We start from the raw sequence: 19665 nt of genomic DNA, 5'->3' as shown, positions 1-19665 counted from the left end.
TCTATAGAAGCGGAATTGCCGCGAACATTAACCCTTGGTCGCGTCAAAGGCTATCACCTGCACGTCAATGATCAACTTTTCCTGCTGCCGCCATCCGTTCGAATGCAGGCGTCGGCCGGCTGGACAGCACCTCGCCATCGCGGCGCACGAACAGCGCGGCGATGTCGTGGCCACTGGCGTAGTCCCAGCCCTGCTCCGGCCCCAGGATCATCAACAAGGTCGACAGGCCATCGGCCGACAACGCCGAAGGATGAATCACCGTGACCGAGGCCAGGGCGTGGGTGATGGGCGCGCCGGTGCGCGCGTCGAGCAGGTGCGAATAACGGCGGTGCTCCTGCACGAAGTAGTGGCGGTGCTCGGCCGAAGTGGACACGCCGTAACCGTCGACGCCCAGCACCTGGCTGGCCTGCTGGTCGTCGGCGCGCGGGGTGGGCACGCTGGCCTGCCAGGCGCTGCCATCGGGCTTGCGCCCCGCCGCTTTCAGCTCGCCCGTGGCCTCGGCCAGGTAGCTGCCGATGCCCAGGGCCTGCAGCCGCGCGCCGATACGCTCCACCGCATAGCCGGCGGCGACGCTGTTGAGGTCGACCTGCACGGCGGCGTCCTTGCACAACTGGTTGCCGCTGATACTCAGGTGGCGGTAGCCCACGCGCTGGCGGGTCAGGGCCAGCACGGCCGGGCGCGGCACCTGTTGCAGGCGGCTGTGCGGACCAAAGCCCCACAGGTTCATCAGCGGCCCCACGGTCTGGTCATAGGCGCCATCGCTGGCACTGGACAGCGACTGGCCGTACTGCACCAGTTCCAGCACAGCCGGCGGCATCACCCGGCAGCTGTCGGCCGGCAAGGCGTTGAAGCGCACCAGTTCGGAGTCGTCGCGGTACAGCGACACCTGCTGGTCAAGCTCGCCGAGGATGCGCTCCACCTCCGCCTGCACCTGGCCGGGCCGTGGCGTCTGGGCGGTGGGCACGTATTGAATGGTGTAGCGACTGCCCATGGTGGGCCCGCTGAAGGACTCCACCGGGTCGCCAGCGCTGCAACCCGCCAGGGCCGTCAGCAGGTTGAGCAGGAGAAAAGGACGGGCAAGGTGCATGGGCAGGCGAATTTTGACTTAACCTTGAGGCAGACATTCGAGGAAGACGCCATTATGCGCCACAAGCCGCTGTTGCTTCTGCTCTTCTTCTGCGCCCTGGCCTGGGGCAACAGCGCCGACCGTCTCAACGAGGCGAATTTCGCCACGCAATGGGGACAGTCGCCGACATTGCAGCGCAAAAACCAGGCGCTGCTCAATTACCTATTCGTCGACGTCTACGCCGCCGCTTTCTATACCGAAGCCGACGTCAGCCCGCAGCAGGCCGTGGACAGCCTGCGCGACCAGCGCCTGGAGCTGTTCTACTTCCACGACATCGGCCGCGACGACGTGATCAAGGCCGCCAACCAGACCCTGCAACGCCAGGCCAGCCCCAACCAGCTGCGGGCGGCCCGGCCGGAAATCGACCGCCTGCACCAGAGTTTTATCGACATCCATGCCGGTGACCGTTATGCCCTCACCTACAACAGCGCATCGGGGCTCACCCTGGAGCGCAACGGCCAGGTCATTTTTATCAGCAAAGACAAGGACTTGGCACGCTTATACCTGAACATCTGGCTGGCCCCCAGGGGCCTTTCTGACAACTTGCGCGAGGCACTTTTGCAGCCTCGGGCATCTTGATCGATCGGCTGAAACGTTACACCTTCCAGGCAGAATCGTTGCCAAGTCCTACACTTATACATATTGTTACAAATTATTTTTCGCAAAACGGCCCCAAAGCCTGCGAAAGGCCGTGCGCTGCGGCCACCAACTACAACAATTTGCAGTGAGTGCACTTCCATGGCCTCGACCACAGGCAAGGGCAAGGCGATTTTTCGCGTTGTCAGCGGCAACTTCCTCGAGATGTTCGACTTCATGGTGTATGGCTTCTACGCCACCGCCATCGCCAAGACCTTCTTCCCCTCCGACAGTGCCTTCGCCTCGCTGATGCTGTCGTTGGCGACGTTCGGCGCCGGCTTCCTGATGCGCCCGCTGGGGGCGATATTCCTCGGTGCCTACATCGACCGCCATGGCCGCCGCCAAGGGCTGATCGTCACCCTGGCGATGATGGCCATGGGCACCGTGCTGATCGCCTGCGTGCCCGGCTACGCCACCCTGGGCGTGGCGGCGCCGCTGCTGGTGCTGCTGGGCCGCTTGCTGCAGGGCTTCTCGGCCGGCGTGGAACTGGGCGGCGTGTCGGTGTACCTGGCGGAAATCGCCACGCCCGGCCGCAAGGGCTTCTTCGTCAGCTGGCAGTCCGCCAGCCAGCAGGCTGCCGTGGTGTTCGCCGGCCTGCTGGGCGTAGCCCTGAACCACTGGCTAAGCCCCGAGCAGATGGGCGACTGGGGCTGGCGCGTGCCGTTCCTGGTGGGCTGCATGATCGTGCCGGCCATCTTCATGATTCGCCGCTCGCTGGAAGAAACCCCGGAGTTCCAGGCCCGCAAGCACCGCCCCAGCCTCAAGGAAATCGTGCGCTCCATCGGCCAGAACTTCGGCCTGGTACTGGCCGGCATGGCGCTGGTGGTGATGACCACCGTGTCGTTCTACCTGATCACCGCCTACACCCCCACCTTCGGCAAGGCCGAGCTGCACCTGTCCGACTTCGACGCCCTGCTGGTCACCGTACTGATTGGCCTGTCGAACTTTTTCTGGCTGCCGGTGATGGGCGCGGTGTCCGACCGCATCGGCCGCAAGCCGCTGCTGTTGGCGGCGACCATCCTGGCGATCCTCACGGCCTACCCGGCGCTGAACTGGATGGTGCAGGCGCCCAGCTTTGAACGGCTGCTGATGGTGGAACTGTGGTTGTCGTTCCTGTACGGCAGCTACAACGGCGCCATGGTGGTGGCCCTGACCGAGATCATGCCAGTAGAGGTACGGACCACCGGTTTCTCGCTGGCCTACAGCCTGGCCACCGCCACCTTCGGCGGCTTCACCCCGGCGGCCTGCACCTACTTGATCCATGTGCTGGACAACAAGGCGGCGCCGGGGATCTGGTTGAGTGGTGCTGCGGTGTTGGGGTTGGTGGCGACGTTGGTGTTGTTCCATGGGAACAAGCATGCGTTGCGGACAGCCGAGGCTGCGGGGGCGTAAATACAGCCATAGGATCCGCCGCTGATCTGCTGTTGATCTGCTGTTGATCTGCTGTTGATCTGCTGTTGATCTGCTGTTGATCTGCTTGTGATTTGGCTTTTGATCTTGCTTTTGATCTTGATCTCGGCCCCGTAAAGCGCCAGGGCCGACTGGAGGCGTCGCTCAACGGGCTGCCCGAAGGGCCGAGGCCGCAGGCCGAAGAGACGGTAACCCGCAGGCTTCTATAGCGGGTGCCGTCTGCCCGTTGAGCGGCGCCGGAAGGAGGGGACCCGTAGCGCAGCGAAGGGCCCAAGCAGGGGCAAGCCCTTTTTGCTTACTTTTTGGGGCGACTGCCAAAAAGTGAGTCGCCGTAAGGGCGAAACGGTCGGTGGCATCCCCGCGAAAATGGATATGTTTGAAATCCCCGAAGCGGGATTCGAAAGCCCTATGCGTATCCAGCATTCAGGGTGATGCACAATCACCTTTTCGGCCTTACGCCGAGTCACTTTTTGACAAACGCCTCAAAAAGTAACCAAAAAAGGCTTGCCCCTGCTTGGTCCCTCCGCTTCGCTGCGGGTCCCCTCCCTCCGGCGTCGCCCAAGCGGCCGACGGCCCGGAATAGAAGCGCCTCCGGTTCCGTCTTCCCCGGCTACGCCGTGGACCGCTCGGTCAACGCCTCCAGTCGGCCCTGGCGCTTTACGGGGCACACAATCAAGATCAACGGCCGCACGGGATCAAGATCAAGAGCGGTTCGCGGTGTTTCGAAAATAAAAAAACCCCGGCATCACTGCCGGGGCTTTTTCATTTCCAAGCTAGCGCTTAGCGTGGAAACGCCGGCGGATTCACACCCGCCATGTCTTCCATCACCCGCACTACCTGGCAGCTGTAGCCAAACTCGTTGTCGTACCAGACGTACAGCACAACGCGGTTGTCATTGGCGATGGTCGCCTCGGCATCCACCACCCCGGCGTGGCGCGAGCCGACGAAGTCGGTGGACACCACTTCCTGGGAGTTCACGAAGTCGATCTGCTTGTGCAGGTCCGAGTGCATGGCCATCTGGCGCAGGTACTCGTTGATCTCTTCGCGAGTGGTGGCCTTTTCCAGGTTCAGGTTCAGGATGGCCATCGAGACGTTCGGCGTCGGCACGCGAATGGCGTTGCCGGTCAGCTTGCCGGCCAGCTCAGGCAGGGCCTTGGCAGCAGCGGTGGCGGCGCCGGTCTCGGTGATTACCATGTTCAGCGCGGCGCTGCGGCCACGGCGCGAACCCTTGTGGAAGTTGTCGATCAGGTTCTGGTCGTTGGTGTACGAGTGAACGGTCTCGACGTGGCCGTTGACGATGCCGAACTTGTCGTTGACGGCCTTGAGCACCGGCACGATGGCGTTGGTGGTGCAGGACGCCGCGGAAACGATCTTGTCGTCAGCGGTGATTTCGCCATGGTTGATGCCGTGGACGATGTTCTTCAGCTTGCCCTTGCCCGGTGCGGTCAGCACCACGCGGTCGATACCCGGGCAGGCCAGGTGCTGGCCCAGGCCGTCGGCGTCACGCCATACGCCGGTGTTGTCCACCAGCAGCGCGTCGCTGATGCCGTACTGGGTGTAGTCGACTTCGGACGGGTTCTTCGCGTAGATAACCTGGATCAGGTTGCCGTTGGCGGTGATGGTGCTGTTGGCTTCGTCGATGGTGATGGTGCCGTCGAACGGGCCGTGTACCGAGTCGCGACGCAGCAGGCTGGCGCGCTTGACCAGGTCGTTCTCGGCGCCCTTGCGCACCACGATGGCCCGCAGGCGCAGGCCGTCGCCGCCACCGGTCTTCTCGATCAGGATGCGTGCCAGCAGGCGGCCGATGCGACCGAAGCCGTACAGCACGACGTCCTTGCCCTTGCGTGGGGAAGCGTTCTGCTGGCCGACGATGTCAGCCATTTCTTCACGAACGAACTGCTCGGCAGTACGGCCGTTGCCCTGTTCCTTGAACTTGTTGGCCAGGCGGCCCAGGTCCACCGAGGCGGCGCCCAGTTTCAGCTCGCTCATGGCCTTGAGCAGGGGGAATGTCTCGTGGACAGACAATTCAACTTCGCCGGCCTGGCGGTGACGCGCAAAGCGGTGGGCCTTGAGGATCTGAATGACGGAACGGTTGATCAGGCTGCGGCCATAGATCGAGCTCACCACGTTGTTATTGCGGTAGAGCTGACCGATCAGCGGAATCATCGCCTCGGCGAGCGCTTCACGATCGATCCATTCACCAAGACACTGGTCGGGCTTCTGAGTCACGGGAACCTTCCACATGTAGGGACAGAAAAAAGGGGCTACATTATGACTTCGCGCGCACGCCGGAGCAATGAGCGCCTGTCGACACAGGCTCATAGACCGGGCTTTGCGGCGAAGGTTTCGTTTTCGAGCGGTCGAAACTGACAGCCCGGCCAAGGGTCGGTACAATCGTTGTCTTTGTCGCAATGCCTGGAGCCTGACCGCCCGTGCCTGTCCTGCGTCTACCGCTACTGTCCTCCACCGCGGGGAAACACACCTGGGGCAACCTGCCAGGGGCTGCCCTGAGCCTGGCCATTGCCGAAGCCGCCAGCGCCGCCAAGCGCTTTACCCTGCTGCTGACCGCCGACAGCCAGAGCGCCGACCGGCTGGAGCAGGAGCTGCGCTTCTTCGCCCCCGGCCTGCCCGTGCTGCATTTTCCCGACTGGGAAACCCTGCCGTACGACCTGTTCTCGCCGCACCAGGACATCATTTCCCAGCGCATTGCCAGCCTGTACCGCCTGCCGGAGCTCGACCACGGGGTTTTGGTAGTGCCGGTGACCACTGCCCTACATCGGCTGGCGCCCACGCAATTCCTGCTCGGCAGCAGCCTGGTGCTGGACGTCGGCCAGAAGCTGGACGTGGAGCAAATGCGCACGCGCCTGGAGGCCAGCGGCTACCGCTACGTGGACACGGTGTACGAGCACGGCGAGTTCACCGTGCGCGGCGCGCTGATCGACCTGTTCCCCATGGGCAGCAAGCTGCCCTACCGCATCGACCTGTTCGATGACGAGATCGAGACCCTGCGCACCTTCGACCCGGAAACCCAGCGCTCCATCGACAAGGTGGACTCGGTGCGCCTGCTGCCGGCCCGCGAGTTCCCGCTGCAGAAGGAAGCCGTGACGCGCTTCAAGGCGCGCTTCCGCGAGCGCTTCGACGTCGACTTCCGCCGCACGCCAATCTTCCAGGACCTGAGCAGCGGCATCACCCCGGCCGGCATCGAGTACTACCTGCCGCTGTTCTTCGAGGACACCTCGACGCTGTTCGACTACCTGCCCCAGGACACCCAGGTGTTCTCGCTGCCGGGCATCGAGCAGGCCGCGGAGAACTTCTGGAACGACGTGCGCAACCGCTACGAGGAACGCAAGATCGACAAGCAGCGGCCGCTGCTGCCGCCGGCCGAGCTGTTCCTGCCGGTGGAAGACTGCTTCGCCCGTCTCAAGGGCTGGCCGCGCGTAGTCGTCAGCCAGGCCGACATCGAGCCTGGCGTGGGCCGCGACCGCTTCCCGGCGCAGGTACTGCCCAACCTTGCCATCGAGGCCAAGGCCAACCAGCCGCTGGCGGCGCTGTCGAACTTCCTCGACCAGTTCCCCGGCCGCGTGCTGTTCACCGCCGAATCGGCGGGCCGCCGCGAGGTGCTGCTGGAGCTGCTGGACCGCCTCAAGCTGAAGCCGAAGACCGTCGACGGCTGGGCCGATTTCGCCGGTGGCAAGGACCGCCTGGCCATCACCATCGCGCCGCTGGACGAAGGCCTGGTGCTGGACGACCCGGCCCTGGCGCTGGTCGCCGAGAGCCCGCTGTTCGGCCAGCGCGTGATGCAGCGCCGCCGCCGGGAAAAACGCACCGACGGCAACAACGACGCGGTCATCAAGAACCTCGCCGAGCTGCGCGAAGGCGCGCCGGTGGTGCACATCGACCACGGCGTGGGCCGTTACCTGGGCCTGGCGACCCTGGAAATCGAAAACCAGATGGCCGAATTCCTCACCCTGGAATACGCCGAGAACGCCAAGCTCTACGTGCCAGTGGCCAACCTGCACCTGATTGCCCGCTACACCGGCAGCGATGACGCCCTGGCGCCGCTGCACCGGCTGGGCTCGGAAACCTGGCAGAAGGCCAAGCGCAAGGCCGCCGAACAGGTGCGCGACGTGGCCGCCGAGCTGCTCGACATCTACGCCCGCCGGGCGGCACGCAAGGGCTACGCCTTCGCCGACCCATCGCTGGACTACGCGACCTTCAGCGCCGGCTTCCCCTTCGAGGAAACTCCCGACCAGCAGTCGGCCATTGAGGCGGTGCGCGAGGACATGCTCGCGCCCAAGCCCATGGACCGCCTGGTGTGCGGCGACGTCGGCTTCGGCAAGACCGAAGTGGCCATGCGCGCGGCGTTCATCGCCGTGCACGGCGGCCGCCAGGTGGCCATCCTGGTGCCCACCACCCTGCTCGCCCAGCAGCACTACAACAGCTTCCGCGACCGCTTCGCCGACTGGCCGGTGCGCGTCGAGGTGATGAGCCGCTTCAAGTCCGCCAAGGAAGTCAGCGCCGCCGTGGCAGAGCTGGCCGAAGGCAAGATCGACATCGTCATCGGCACCCACAAGCTGCTGCAGGACGACGTCAAGATCAAGAACCTGGGCCTGGTGATCATCGACGAGGAACACCGTTTCGGCGTGCGCCAGAAGGAGCAGCTCAAGGCCCTGCGCAGCGAAGTGGACATCCTCACCCTGACCGCCACGCCCATCCCGCGCACGCTGAACATGGCGGTGTCGGGCATGCGCGACCTGTCGATCATCGCCACCCCGCCCGCGCGGCGGCTGTCGGTGCGCACCTTCGTCATGGAGCAGAACAAGAGCACCGTGAAAGAGGCGCTGCTGCGTGAGCTGCTGCGTGGCGGCCAGGTGTACTACCTGCACAACGACGTGAAGACCATCGAGAAGTGCGCCGCCGACCTCGCCGAACTGGTGCCCGAGGCTCGCATCGGCATCGGCCACGGGCAGATGCGCGAGCGCGAACTCGAACAGGTGATGAGTGACTTCTACCACAAGCGCTTCAACGTGCTGATTGCCTCGACCATCATCGAGACCGGCATCGACGTGCCCAGCGCCAACACCATCATCATCGAGCGCGCCGACAAGTTCGGCCTGGCCCAACTGCACCAGCTGCGTGGCCGCGTGGGCCGTAGCCACCACCAGGCCTACGCCTACCTGCTGACGCCACCCCGGCAACAGATCACCCCGGACGCCGAAAAGCGCCTGGAGGCCATCGCCAACACCCAGGACCTGGGCGCCGGCTTTGTGCTGGCCACCAACGACCTGGAAATCCGTGGCGCCGGCGAGCTGCTGGGCGAAGGCCAGAGCGGCCAGATCCAGGCAGTGGGCTTCACCCTGTACATGGAAATGCTCGAACGCGCGGTGAAGGCCATCCGCAAGGGCGAGCAGCCCAACCTCGACCAGCCCCTGGGCGGCGGCCCGGAGATCAACCTGCGCCTGCCGGCGCTGATCCCCGAGGACTACCTGCCCGACGTGCACGCGCGGCTTATCCTGTACAAGCGCATCGCCTCGGCGGTGGACGAGGACGGCCTCAAGGACCTGCAGGTGGAGATGATCGACCGCTTCGGCCTGCTGCCCGAGCCGACCAAGAACCTGGTGCGCCTGACCCTGCTCAAGCTGCAGGCGGAAACCCTGGGCATCAAGAAGGTCGACGCCGGCCCGCAAGGCGGCCGCATCGAGTTCGCGGCCGAGACGCCGGTGGACCCGCTGGTGCTGATCAAGCTGATCCAGGGCCAGCCCAACCGCTACAAGTTCGAAGGCGCCACGCTGTTCAAGTTCATGGTGCCCATGGAGCGCGCCGATGAACGCTTCAACACCCTGGAGGCGCTGTTCGAGCGCCTGACGCCGAAGTCCGCATGAACATGATTGTCGTTTTGAACAAGGTGTCTGCCAGCTAAATGTCCGAACACCTGACCACCCTCGAACCCCGGCCACGCTTGTGGCTGGGGAGTGTCGAGTTCAGCGCCTTCGAACCGCGCAACGGCCGCATGCAGCGGCATATCCAGCACCGCGCCGCGCTGGCGTTCGGCTACGCCGGGCACTATGTGTCCAGCAACCGCCTGCCTCACGAACCGAGCGTGGCGCGCCAACCCCTGAGCGAAAAACTGCTGCGCGAGACCCTGCAGAACCTGGGCTTTCGCATCGCCACCCGGCAAAGCAAGGCGCTGCCCGAAAGCGCCGGCGACATCTTCGAGCTGCCCAGCGACAGCGCCTGGCTGCGCTTCGTGCTCAACGACCTGCCAGTGCTGCGCGACCAGGGCTGGGAAATTGAATATTCGGACGACTTCGCCTTCGACCTGACCCCGGTGGACGACTGGTACGCGGTGATTGACGAGGCCGGCGACCGCGACTGGTTCGACCTGGAGCTGGGCATCGTGGTCAACGGCGAACGCCTGAGCCTGCTGCCGATCCTGATCAACCTGCTGCGCACCCACCCCGAACTCCTGAACCCGGCGCAACTGGCGCGGCGCCGCGACGACGAGCAGATCCTGGTGCCGGTGCACAGCCCCCAGGGCAACAAGGCCAAGCTGATCCAGGTAGCCCTGCCCTATGGCCGCCTGAAACCGGTGCTGGCGACCCTGGGCGACTTTTACCTGCGCGAGCCGGGCGAGACCCGCCTGCGCCTGTCCACGCCCGATGCCACGCGGCTCAACGCACTCAAGGAGCTGCCGCTGAGCTGGGAAGGCGGCGAGCGCCTGCGCGGCTTTGCCGAACGCCTGCGCGACATTCGCACCCAGCCCGCCGTGCCGCCCGCCGACCTCAAGGCCACGCTGCGCCCCTACCAGCATGAAGGCCTGAGCTGGATGCAGGCCCTGCGCGAGCTGGAAGTGGGCGGCATCCTGGCGGACGACATGGGCCTGGGCAAGACCCTGCAGACCCTGGCGCACCTGCTGAGCGAGAAAAACGCCGGGCGCCTGGACCGGCCGGCCATGGTGGTGATGCCCACCAGCCTGATCCCCAACTGGCAGGACGAGGCCCAGCGCTTCGCCCCTACCCTGCGCGTGGCCGCGTTGCACGGCGCCGGGCGCAAGAAGCATTTCGACCACCTGTTCGACTACGACGTGCTGCTGACCACCTACGCCCTGCTGCCCAAGGACCTGGAGGTGCTGAGCAAGGTGCCGCTGCACGTGCTGATCCTCGACGAGGCGCAGTACATCAAGACCCCGGGCAGCAAGGCCGCCCAGGCCGCACGCCAGCTGCGCGCGCGGCAGCGCCTGTGCCTGAGCGGCACGCCGCTGGAAAACCACCTGGGCGAGCTGTGGTCGCTGTTCCACTTCCTGCTGCCGGGCTGGCTGGGCGACGCCAAGGCGTTCAACCGCGATTACCGCGTGCCCATCGAGAAACACGGCGACCAGGAGCGCCTGCAGCACCTTAATGCGCGCATCAAACCGTTCCTGCTGCGCCGCACCAAGGAGCAGGTGGCCACCGAGCTGCCGGCCAAGACCGAGATCACCCACTGGGTGGAGCTCAACGAGGCCCAGCGCGACGTGTACGAGACCGTGCGCCTGGCCATGGACCGCAAGGTGCGCGAGGAAATCAACCGCAAGGGTGTGGCACGCAGCCAGATCATCATCCTCGAGGCGCTGCTCAAGCTGCGCCAGGTGTGCTGCGACCTGCGCCTGGTCAACAGCGTCACGCCGCCGCGCCCCGGCCACAGCTCGGGCAAGCTGGCCAGCCTGATGGAAATGCTCGAGGAGCTGCTGCTGGAGAATCGGCGCATCCTGCTGTTCTCGCAGTTCACCTCGATGCTGGGGCTGATCGAGCAGGAACTGCAGCACCGCGGCATCGAGTACGCGCTGCTGACCGGCTCCACCAAGAACCGCCGCATACCGGTGCAGGACTTCCAGAAAGGCAAGGTGCAGATCTTCCTCATCAGCCTGAAGGCCGGTGGCGTGGGCCTGAACCTGACCGCGGCCGACACGGTGATCCATTACGACCCGTGGTGGAACCCGGCCGCAGAGCACCAGGCCACCGACCGTGCGTACCGCATCGGCCAGGAGAAGCCGGTGTTCGTCTACAAGCTGATCACCCGCGGCACGGTGGAGGAGAAAATCCAGCATCTGCAGTCGGAGAAATCGGCGCTGGCCGCCGGCATCCTCGAAGGCCGCGAGACCGGCGATTGGAAACTGGCGCCCGAAGACATCGACGCACTGTTCGAACCCCTGCCCGGCCGCAAGCCACGCAAACCGAAATAAACCCCGTAGCAGCGGCCACAGGCCGCGTCCGGATGCACCGCGTATTCCCAGGAAGATTGCGCCGGGGCCGGACGCAGCCTGCGGCAGCTGCTACGCCGCCCTCCGTAGCAGCGGCCGCAAGGCCGCGTCCGGATGCACCGCGTATTTCCAGGAGGATTGCGCCGAGGCCGCAAGGCCGCGTCCGGGGCCTCCGCGCACCCGCGTTACGGGCGGGTGGCCGGGTTTGCCAGGACGTGGGCCAGGGTGGCCTTTACCTGGCCCATGCCGTCGTGCAGTGCCTGTTCGATCTCGGCCATGGTGATCACTGCCGTCGACTTGCCCGCCGCGGGGTTAACCACCAGCGCCAGACAGGCGTAATCCAGGTCCAGCTCGCGGGCCAGCGCCGCTTCCGGCATGCCGGTCATGCCGACGATGTCGCAGCCATCGCGTTCCAGCCGCACGATCTCCGCCGCGGTTTCCAGGCGCGGGCCCTGGGTGCAGGCGTACACGCCGAAATCGCTGTGGGCCAGGCCCTGCGCCGCCAGCGCGGCGATCAGCCGGGTGCGCAGCGCCTCGGTGTAGGGGTAGCTGAAATCGATGTGGGTGACCTGCTCCAGGTCATCGGCGAAAAAGGTGTGCTCGCGCCCGCTGGTGTAGTCCACCAACTGATGCGGCACGCACAAATGCCCAGTGCCCATGGCTGGATGGATGCCACCCACCGCGTTGACTGCCAGGATCGCCTGGGCGCCGGCCTGCTTCAGCGCCCAGATATTAGCGCGGTAGTTGACCTTGTGCGGCGGCACCCGGTGCGGGTGGCCGTGGCGCGCCAGGAACAGCACCTCGTGGCCGGCGTACTCGCCCTGGAGGATATCCGCCGAGGGCGCCCCGTAGGGCGTGTCCAAGGCCAGGCTGCGGGTGATGGTCAGCCCATCGAGCTGGGTCAGGCCGGTGCCGCCGATAATCGCGTAGACAGTCATGAATTACCCTCAGTCGATCAGTTGGGCGTCGCGCAGCGCTCCGACAGCGGTAAGCCAGCGTGGATCCTGGCGGTATTCGACGTTGCTGAACGCCTGGCCACGCATGCCGGCGATGCGCGGCGACGGCTGCACCTGCAGGCGCTGGGCAGCGCTGAGAGCCAGTTCGGCGGCGGCGCGGTCGTTGCACACCAGGCCCATGTCGCAACCGGCGCTCAAGGCCGCCTCGATGCGGCTGGCGGCGTCGCCGACCACGTGGGCGCCGGCCATGGACAGGTCGTCACTGAAGATCACACCGTCGAACTTGAGCTCGCCGCGCAGGATGTCCTGCAGCCAGCGGCGCGAGAAACCGGCCGGTTGGCTGTCGACCTGGGGATAGATGACGTGGGCCGGCATCACCGCCGCCAGCTGCTGGCTCAGGCGGGCGAACGGCACCAGGTCCAGGGCGCGGATCTGCTCCAGGCTGCGCTCGTCGGTGGGGATGGCCACGTGGGAGTCGGCCTCGGCCCAGCCATGGCCGGGGAAGTGCTTGCCGCACGCGGCCATGCCGGCGGCGTTCATGCCCTTGATAAAGGCACCGGCCAGGGCGGTGGCGCGCTCGGGGTTGCCCTCGAAGGCGCGGCTGCCGACCACGGCGCTGCGCTGGTGATCCAGGTCCAGCACCGGGGCGAAGCTCAGGTCCAGGCCCACCGCCAGGACTTCGGTGGCCATGATCCAGCCGCACTGCTCGGCCAGGTACTCGGCGTTGGGGTTGTCGGCCAGCGCGCGCATGGCCGGCAGCCGCACGAAGCCCTGGCGCAGGCGCTGCACGCGGCCGCCTTCCTGATCCACGGCGAGAATCAGGTCCGGGCGGATGGCGCGGATCGACGCGGTCAGCTCGCGCACCTGGCGGGCGTGTTCGATGTTGCGGGCGAAGATGATCAGGCCGGCCACTTCGGGCTGGCGCAGCAGGTGCCGGTCTTCGGCGGTCAGCCAGGTGCCGGCGATATCGACCATCAACGAGCCTTGGAGGCGGGAAGTCATGGGGTAGTCCTTGATTCGCGGGTGCATGCGTGCCGCCCCACGCAGCCCGGGGCAGCGCAGGGGTCGATCAGCAAGGGGGTAAACACGGCGCCTGGACGACGCCGCAGGTTCAGAATAGGCATGGGCGGCTAGCTTAGCGGAAGCTGCCGGCCACGCCCACCGTCAATTGTTTCAGGCCTTGGCCAGGGCCGGCGTGGACTTGCTGCGCGGGCGCAGCTGCGCGGTGGCCATGGCCTCGTCGGTGACGCCGCTGTCGGCGCGCATGCCGGCAGCCAGGAACGGCACCATCAGGCGCATCACCTGCTCGATGGAGGTATCGATGCCGAAATTGGTCTCGGCGATGGCCCGCAGGGCCTTGATGCCGGACATGCTGAACGCCGCGGCGCCAAGCATGAAGTGCACGCGCCAGAACAGCTCCAGCGGCGGGATACGCGGCGCGGCTTCGTTGACCAGCAGCATGTAGCGGCGGAACACCTTGCCGTACATGTCTTCCAGGTAACGGCGCAGGTGGCCCTGGCTCTGGCTGAACGCCAGGCCCAGCAGGCGCATGAAGATCGACAGGTCGTCGCCGCTGCGCGGCTGCACCACCATGGCCTGCTCCACCAGGATTTCCAGCAGTTCTTCCAGGTTGGCCTTGTGCTCGGGGCGCGCCTGGCGGCGGTCCAGCTCACGCTCGAGGCTGACGCAGAAAGGCCCCAGGAAGCGCGAGAACACCGCCTGGATCAGGGCTTTCTTGGAGCCGAAATGATAATTCACCGCCGCCAGGTTGACCCCGGCCTTGCTGGTGATCAGCCGCAACGAGGTTTCGGCAAAACCTTTTTCCGCGAACAACTGCTCGGCAGCGTCGAGTATGCGTTCAACGGTTTCCGACTGGGCCATGCTAATTCCACCTGACAAACACTTGTTTGAAACATACGTTTCATACCCCTGCCCTGTCAAGTCCGGGCAGGCGTTTTGTGTCTGGTCGGTCACGTATTTAACCACAGCCGGTGGGGGGTTCGCCCCCATTGCCGGGGTTTCGCCACGAAGCAACCGCCAGGCGGCATGGCGGCCTCGAGGGACGAGCGGTGGGCACGGCAGGATTGCCAAGCCCCGCATACTGTATATAATCCCAGTCACTGTATAAAAAGACAGAGCGATCGACATGCTGAAACTGACGCCACGCCAAGCCGAGATCCTGGCTTTCATCAAGCGCTGCCTCGACGACAACGGCTTCCCGCCCACCCGCGCGGAAATCGCCCAGGAACTGGGTTTCAAGTCGCCGAACGCCGCTGAAGAACACCTCAAGGCGCTGGCGCGCAAGGGGGCCATCGAAATGACCCCGGGCGCGTCCCGCGGCATCCGCATTCCCGGTTTCGAGGCCAAGGCCGACGAATCCACCCTGCCCATCATTGGCCGGGTCGCTGCCGGTGCGCCGATACTGGCCCAGCAGCACATCGAGGAATCCTGCAACATCAACCCCACCTTCTTCCACCCCCGCGCCGACTACCTGCTGCGCGTGCACGGCATGAGCATGAAGGACGTCGGCATCTTCGACGGCGACCTGCTGGCCGTGCACACCTGCCGCGAGGCCCGCAACGGCCAGATCGTGGTGGCGCGCATCGGCGACGAAGTCACCGTCAAGCGCTTCAAGCGCGAAGGCAGCAAGGTCTGGCTGCTGGCGGAAAACCCCGAGTTCGCACCCATCGAAGTCAACCTCAAGGATCAGGACCTGGTCATCGAAGGCTTGAGCGTCGGCGTCATACGCCGATAAAGGAGGCTCCATGCAGTTCCCACACTCGATGCAACCGGCCCAACTGTCCCTGTTCGAGGCCTTCATGGCTCAACCCGTGGCGCCGCTGTTCACCCACGCCACCGAAGTGCCCTGGACGGCGCCGCAGCCCGAGGTCTTCAGTGAAGTGTCATTGCGTGGCGCTGCCGGGAACTGCCTGAACCTGCTGGCCCCGATGCTGCGCGAGCTCAGCGAGGACCAGGACGCCCGCTGGCTGACCCTGATCGCCCCGCCCGCCAGCCTGACCCAGGCCTGGCTGCGCGACGCCGGCCTGAACCGCGAACGCATCCTGATCCTGCAAACCGGCGGCAACCAGAGCGCCCTGCAGCTGACCTGCGAGGCGCTGCGCCTGGGCCGCAGCCATACGGTGGTGAGCTGGTTGCACCCGCTGGCCAGCAGCGCGCGCCAGCAATTGATTGCCGCCGCACGCCTGGGCGACGCCCAGAGCCTGAACATTCGCATGGGGTAGAACGTCTGTGGGAGCTGGCTTGCCAGCGAGCTGTTAAAGATCAAAAGCTCGCTGGCAAGCCAGCTCCCACAGACTCAGTCGCGCCAGATCAATGCAGGACGCGCGGGCCTTCTTCTTTCTCCAGCTCGCCTTCCACCATCTTGCCCGCCATCTGCACGCCCACGCTGAGCATGGCCTTGGCGACTTCAACATGCTGTCCTTGCAGGAAAGCCTTGGCGTCTTCCGAGAAGTCCAAGGTCACGAGCGAGCCTTCATCCTCGGCGCGGCGCAGTTCAATTCGGCCGTCGGGCAGCTCGACAATTTCAAGAAAGGACGTTGGCATAAAGGGGGGTTCTCCACGTGAGGGCGCTATTGTAGCAGCCGCTGACGCAATCAGCACTCACTGAGGCCATCGCGGTAACGAATGGCCAGACTCTTGAGCTGCTGGCGCCAGCCCTCCAACACCTCGCGGGTCAGTTCCTCAGGCTCCTCAGGCGCATCCAGGTTGACCGCCACGATCAGCGGCTGGGTCACATCACCTTTCGCTACCTTCGGCGCCTGGGGCGGGCGATGCAGCGCCGCGTGGGCAGCCAGCAGCTCGTACACCCAGCTGCCTGGGGCCTGGGCCAGCTCGACCAGCTCGGCCATTTCCGGGATGGCGATCTGTGCCAGAATCTGCGGGGTCAGCAACTCTTCGGCGCGCGGCGTAGCGGCCTGGGGCAAGCGGTAGAAACCGGCGATTTCATGGCACAGGCCCAGCAAGGCACCGTACAGGTGGAACAACGACGACTCGCGCTCGGCCTGGATGCGCGCCAGGGCGTTCATGGCCTGGCCCTGCTCGGCCTTGCCCATGGCTTCCAGGGAGAGGCCGGCGAAGTAAATTTTCTGATTGGTGCGGGTGTAGAGTTCGTGGGCCATGGCGGGCACCCTCCAGTAACGACGGGGTTCGGGCAGACGAACAGTTTCAGCGATGGACGCCCGCCGTCGCAAGATAAATATCGGGCCATAAAAAAACCGCGCCGGGGCGCGGTTTTTTCTCAGGGATGAATCAAGCCGGCTCTTTCTCTTTCGCCCGCTTGTCTTCCACCTTCCAGCTGTCGCCTTCGTAGAACGCGCGCCAGCCCGTCGGCTTGCCGTCCACTTCGGTCTGCACGTACTGCTCCTTGGTCTTGCGGCTGTAGCGGATCACCGATGGGCGGCCATCAGGGTCCTTCTTCGGCGCTTCGCAGAGGAAGTGGTACTTGGGATCGATCTCGTCCTTGTGCGGGATGATCTCGATAACCAGTGGCGCACGGGTCTCGCGGTTTTTCGGGAACTGGCTGGCCGCCAGGAACAGGCCCGAAGCGCCGTCACGCAGCACGTAGGTGTCGTTGACCTTCTCGCACTTGAGTTCCGGCATCTTCACCGCGTCCATCTTCGGCGGCGCCGCCTCGCCGCTCTTCAGCAGCTTGCGGGTGTTCTTGCACTCGGGGTTGGTGCAACCGAAGAACTTGCCGAAACGGCCGGTCTTGAGCTGCATCTCACTGCCGCACTTGTCGCATTCCAGGCTCGGGCCTTCGTAGCCCTTGATGCGGTAGTTGCCTTCCTCGATCTCGTAGCCCACGCAGTCCGGGTTGTTACCGCAGATGTGCAGCTTGCGCTTCTCATCCAGCAGGTAGGCGTCCATGGCGGTGGCGCAGATCGGGCAGCGGTGTTTGCCACGCAGCACCAGCGACTCGGATTCACCCTCGTCGTCGGCGGCGATCTCGTCGCCCGGCACCAGGTTGATGGTGGCCTTGCAACGTTCTTTCGGCGGCAGGCTGTAGCCCGAGCAACCCAGGAACACACCGGTGGACGCGGTACGTATCATCATGTGCCGGCCGCACTCGCGGCAGGTGATGTCGGTCGGCGTCGGCTGGTTGGCACGCATGCCGCTGTCGGCGGAACCAGCCACTTCCAGCTTGTTCTTGAAGTCGCCGTAGAACTCGTCCAGCACGTTCTTCCAGTCGCGCTCGCCCTGGGCCACGTCGTCGAGGTTCTCTTCCATGCCGGCGGTGAAGCCGTAGTCCATCAGGTTGGAGAAGCTCTCCGACAGGCGCTCGGTGACGATGTCACCCATCTTCTCAGAGTAGAAGCGGCGGTTGTGCAGGGCCACGTAGCCGCGGTCCTGAATGGTGGAGATGATGGCGGCGTAGGTCGACGGGCGACCGATACCGCGTTTTTCCATCTCTTTCACCAGGCTGGCTTCGGAGTAGCGCGCCGGCGGTTTGGTGAAATGCTGGGTCGGGTCCAGCTCGATCAGCTTCAGCTTCTCGCCCTGGTCCATTTCCGGCAGCACGTCGTCGTCGCCCGGCTTGGCCATCTGCGGCATCACGCGGGTGTAACCGTCGAACTTGAGGATACGGCCCTTGGCACGCAGCTCGAACTCGCCGGCGGCCACGGTGACGGTGGTGGACAGGTACTGCGCAGGCGGCATCTGGCAGGCCAGGAACTGGCGCCAGATCAGCTCGTACAGGCGCTCGGCGTCACGCTCCATGCCCGCCAGCTTGGTGGGGTGGGTGTTGACGTCAGACGGACGAATGGCTTCGTGCGCCTCCTGGGCGCCTTCCTTGCTGCTGTACACCATGGGCGCGGGCGGCAGGTACTGCTTGCCGAATTCGCTCTCGATGTAGCTGCGCGCCATTTCCACCGCGTCGGCGGACAGGTTGGTGGAGTCGGTACGCATGTAGGTGATGTAGCCGGCTTCGTACAGACGCTGGGCCATCATCATGGTCTTCTTCACGCCGAAGCCCAGGCGGTTGCTGGCAGCCTGCTGCAGGGTCGAGGTGATGAACGGTGCCGACGGCTTGCTGCTGGTCGGCTTGTCTTCACGCTTGACGATGCTGTAGGTGGACGCCTTGAGCTTGGCCAGGGCGGCCATGGCCGTGGCTTCGTTCAGCGGCTTGAAGGCCTCGCCGTTCTCGCGCGCCACTTCGAAACGCACCTTGGCGTTCTTGGCGGTGCCCAGGTCGGCGTGGATCTCCCAGTACTCTTCAGGGATGAACGCACGAATTTCGCGCTCGCGCTCCACCACCAGTTTCACGGCCACCGACTGCACGCGGCCAGCCGACAGGCCACGGGCGATCTTCGACCACAGCAGCGGCGAGACCATATAGCCCACCACGCGGTCGAGGAAACGGCGCGCCTGCTGGGCGTTGACGCGGTCGATGTCCAGCTCGCCCGGCGTGGAGAAGGCCTCCTGGATGGCCTTCTTGGTAATTTCGTTGAACACCACGCGCTTGTAGCGGGTGTCGTCACCACCGATGGCTTCGCGCAGGTGCCAGGCAATGGCTTCCCCCTCGCGGTCCAAGTCGGTTGCGAGATAGATGGTGTCGGCATCCTTGGCGAGACGGCGCAGCTCCTCGATCACCTTCTCCTTGCCGGGAAGGATCTCGTAGTGGGCTTTCCAGCCGTGCTCGGGGTCGACGCCCATGCGCGCCACCAGCTGCTTGCGCGCCTTTTCCTTGGGCGACAAGGCAGGCGCCTCGGCGGCCGCGGCCTTGCCACGCTTCACCGGTTCTTTCGTGGCGCTAGCCGAACCGCTGGTGGGCAGGTCTCGGATATGGCCGATACTCGACTTCACCACGTATTGGTTGCCCAGATACTTGTTGATGGTCTTGGCCTTAGCCGGGGATTCCACAATGACCAGCGATTTGCCCATGGATCGGAAAATTCCTGAATACTAGAAATGAAAGCGATTGGTGCCTTCGAGGCACCGCTATATATAGTGGCGACGAAACGAGGTCAAGCGCGGATGATCAAGCGATCTCGTCGCCGGGCTGCTCGAACAGGCTCGGTTCGGCCTCGACCAAAGCAAAGCGCGGTACGCGCTCGCCGTCAACTTCGACCGACTCCAGGAACATGCTCAGCGGCCGTACCCACAGGCCAAATTCGCCGTACAGCGCCTGGTAGCAGACCACCTCTTCCTCGCTTTCGGAATGGCGCGCAACACCGAATACGCGGTAGTGAGGCCCTTTGTAGTGACGATAGAGCCCTGGCTGTAGCTGCATGTTTGCCTCGCTTGAACAAAATATCCTGAAAAACAAAAACCGGGGCACCTGG

General features: G+C 64.9%; 15 protein-coding genes. 6 read left to right on the top strand and 9 right to left on the bottom strand.

Going from position 1 to position 19665, the window contains the following annotated elements:
* Positions 1-64: 64 nt before the first annotated feature.
* Positions 65-1087 (bottom strand): FAD:protein FMN transferase, encoded by a 1023-nt coding sequence (locus tag AC0J42_RS10260; protein ID WP_473006041.1) that lies wholly within the window; start codon positions 1085-1087, stop codon positions 65-67.
* Here AC0J42_RS10260 and AC0J42_RS10255 point away from each other — a divergent pair.
* Both AC0J42_RS10255 and tcuC read left to right on the top strand, forming a co-directional pair.
* A complete protein-coding gene (locus tag AC0J42_RS10255; protein WP_416423437.1) occupies positions 1082-1705 on the top strand; it encodes a chalcone isomerase family protein in 624 nt (207 codons plus the stop codon). The two genes, AC0J42_RS10260 and AC0J42_RS10255, sit on opposite strands and share 6 nt — an antisense overlap.
* A 159-nt stretch (positions 1706-1864) precedes the next feature.
* Positions 1865-3154, top strand: a complete 1290-nt coding sequence (gene tcuC, locus AC0J42_RS10250; RefSeq protein WP_473006040.1) for a tricarballylate/proton symporter TcuC — start codon at positions 1865-1867, stop codon at positions 3152-3154.
* 798 nt (positions 3155-3952) lie between these two features.
* Here tcuC and AC0J42_RS10245 read toward each other — a convergent pair.
* A complete protein-coding gene (locus tag AC0J42_RS10245) occupies positions 3953-5416 on the bottom strand; it encodes a glyceraldehyde-3-phosphate dehydrogenase (protein WP_473006039.1) in 1464 nt (487 codons plus the stop codon).
* Positions 5417-5604: 188 nt separating this feature from the next.
* Here AC0J42_RS10245 and mfd point away from each other — a divergent pair, with 188 nt between their 5' ends.
* The gene (gene mfd / locus AC0J42_RS10240) at positions 5605-9054 is read left to right on the top strand and encodes a transcription-repair coupling factor (RefSeq protein ID WP_416423434.1); all 3450 of its coding nucleotides are present in this window, start codon (positions 5605-5607) and stop codon (positions 9052-9054) included.
* Positions 9055-9092: 38 nt separating this feature from the next.
* Complete coding sequence (locus AC0J42_RS10235) at positions 9093-11390, top strand: DEAD/DEAH box helicase (protein WP_473006038.1); 2298 nt, start codon at positions 9093-9095, stop codon at positions 11388-11390.
* Between the two features lie 203 nt (positions 11391-11593).
* Here the strand turns inward: AC0J42_RS10235 and AC0J42_RS10230 are convergent, their stop codons facing one another.
* From AC0J42_RS10230 to AC0J42_RS10220, 3 genes are all read right to left on the bottom strand, one after another.
* Positions 11594-12346: an S-methyl-5'-thioinosine phosphorylase gene (locus AC0J42_RS10230; RefSeq protein ID WP_473006036.1), complete on the bottom strand. Its 753-nt coding sequence runs from the start codon at positions 12344-12346 to the stop codon at positions 11594-11596.
* A 9-nt stretch (positions 12347-12355) separates the two neighbouring features.
* Positions 12356-13366 (bottom strand): beta-N-acetylhexosaminidase, encoded by a 1011-nt coding sequence (gene nagZ / locus AC0J42_RS10225; protein WP_416423431.1) that lies wholly within the window; start codon positions 13364-13366, stop codon positions 12356-12358.
* Positions 13367-13537: 171 nt separating this feature from the next.
* Positions 13538-14245 carry a TetR/AcrR family transcriptional regulator gene (locus AC0J42_RS10220; RefSeq protein WP_416423430.1) on the bottom strand — a complete coding sequence of 236 codons (708 nt, stop codon included), beginning with the start codon at positions 14243-14245 and terminating at the stop codon, positions 13538-13540.
* 265 nt (positions 14246-14510) lie between these two features.
* Between AC0J42_RS10220 and lexA the strand changes: the two genes are divergently transcribed.
* Positions 14511-15119, top strand: coding sequence for a transcriptional repressor LexA (lexA, locus tag AC0J42_RS10215; protein ID WP_027978423.1), 609 nt, complete (start codon positions 14511-14513; stop codon positions 15117-15119).
* A gap of 10 nt (positions 15120-15129) precedes the next feature.
* On the top strand, positions 15130-15606 hold the full coding sequence (gene sulA, locus AC0J42_RS10210; protein WP_416423429.1) for an SOS-induced cell division inhibitor SulA: 477 nt from the start codon (positions 15130-15132) through the stop codon (positions 15604-15606).
* Between the two features lie 88 nt (positions 15607-15694).
* On the opposite strand, the gene AC0J42_RS10205 is transcribed toward sulA, so the two are convergent.
* From AC0J42_RS10205 to AC0J42_RS10190, 4 genes are all read right to left on the bottom strand, one after another.
* Positions 15695-15928: a hypothetical protein gene (locus tag AC0J42_RS10205; protein WP_416423428.1), complete on the bottom strand. Its 234-nt coding sequence runs from the start codon at positions 15926-15928 to the stop codon at positions 15695-15697.
* A 50-nt stretch (positions 15929-15978) separates the two neighbouring features.
* On the bottom strand, positions 15979-16503 hold the full coding sequence (locus AC0J42_RS10200) for a DUF6586 family protein (RefSeq protein WP_416423427.1): 525 nt from the start codon (positions 16501-16503) through the stop codon (positions 15979-15981).
* A 130-nt stretch (positions 16504-16633) separates the two neighbouring features.
* Positions 16634-19264: a type I DNA topoisomerase gene (gene topA, locus AC0J42_RS10195; RefSeq protein ID WP_473006035.1), complete on the bottom strand. Its 2631-nt coding sequence runs from the start codon at positions 19262-19264 to the stop codon at positions 16634-16636.
* A 97-nt stretch (positions 19265-19361) separates the two neighbouring features.
* Complete coding sequence (locus tag AC0J42_RS10190; protein WP_416423425.1) at positions 19362-19613, bottom strand: DUF1653 domain-containing protein; 252 nt, start codon at positions 19611-19613, stop codon at positions 19362-19364.
* Between the last annotated feature and the right edge of the window lie 52 nt (positions 19614-19665).

Source organism: Pseudomonas sp. Tav-5-1A, assembly GCF_055755055.1.
This window is presented reverse-complemented; position numbering and strand designations above follow the sequence as displayed.

What these genes read in the sequence shown, in the direction of transcription:
- AC0J42_RS10200 (WP_416423427.1), bottom strand. Translation starts at nt 16,503, where the DNA reads ATGGCCCACGAACTCTACACCCGCACCAATCAGAAAATTTACTTCGCC.
- tcuC (WP_473006040.1), top strand. Translation starts at nt 1,865, where the DNA reads ATGGCCTCGACCACAGGCAAGGGCAAGGCGATTTTTCGCGTTGTCAGC.
- AC0J42_RS10230 (WP_473006036.1), bottom strand. Translation starts at nt 12,346, where the DNA reads ATGACTGTCTACGCGATTATCGGCGGCACCGGCCTGACCCAGCTCGAT.
- sulA (WP_416423429.1), top strand. Translation starts at nt 15,130, where the DNA reads ATGCAGTTCCCACACTCGATGCAACCGGCCCAACTGTCCCTGTTCGAG.
- AC0J42_RS10245 (WP_473006039.1), bottom strand. Translation starts at nt 5,416, where the DNA reads ATGTGGAAGGTTCCCGTGACTCAGAAGCCCGACCAGTGTCTTGGTGAA.
- AC0J42_RS10205 (WP_416423428.1), bottom strand. Translation starts at nt 15,928, where the DNA reads ATGCCAACGTCCTTTCTTGAAATTGTCGAGCTGCCCGACGGCCGAATT.
- AC0J42_RS10260 (WP_473006041.1), bottom strand. Translation starts at nt 1,087, where the DNA reads ATGCACCTTGCCCGTCCTTTTCTCCTGCTCAACCTGCTGACGGCCCTG.
- AC0J42_RS10235 (WP_473006038.1), top strand. Translation starts at nt 9,093, where the DNA reads ATGTCCGAACACCTGACCACCCTCGAACCCCGGCCACGCTTGTGGCTG.
- AC0J42_RS10190 (WP_416423425.1), bottom strand. Translation starts at nt 19,613, where the DNA reads ATGCAGCTACAGCCAGGGCTCTATCGTCACTACAAAGGGCCTCACTAC.
- topA (WP_473006035.1), bottom strand. Translation starts at nt 19,264, where the DNA reads ATGGGCAAATCGCTGGTCATTGTGGAATCCCCGGCTAAGGCCAAGACC.
- lexA (WP_027978423.1), top strand. Translation starts at nt 14,511, where the DNA reads ATGCTGAAACTGACGCCACGCCAAGCCGAGATCCTGGCTTTCATCAAG.
- AC0J42_RS10220 (WP_416423430.1), bottom strand. Translation starts at nt 14,245, where the DNA reads ATGGCCCAGTCGGAAACCGTTGAACGCATACTCGACGCTGCCGAGCAG.
- nagZ (WP_416423431.1), bottom strand. Translation starts at nt 13,366, where the DNA reads ATGACTTCCCGCCTCCAAGGCTCGTTGATGGTCGATATCGCCGGCACC.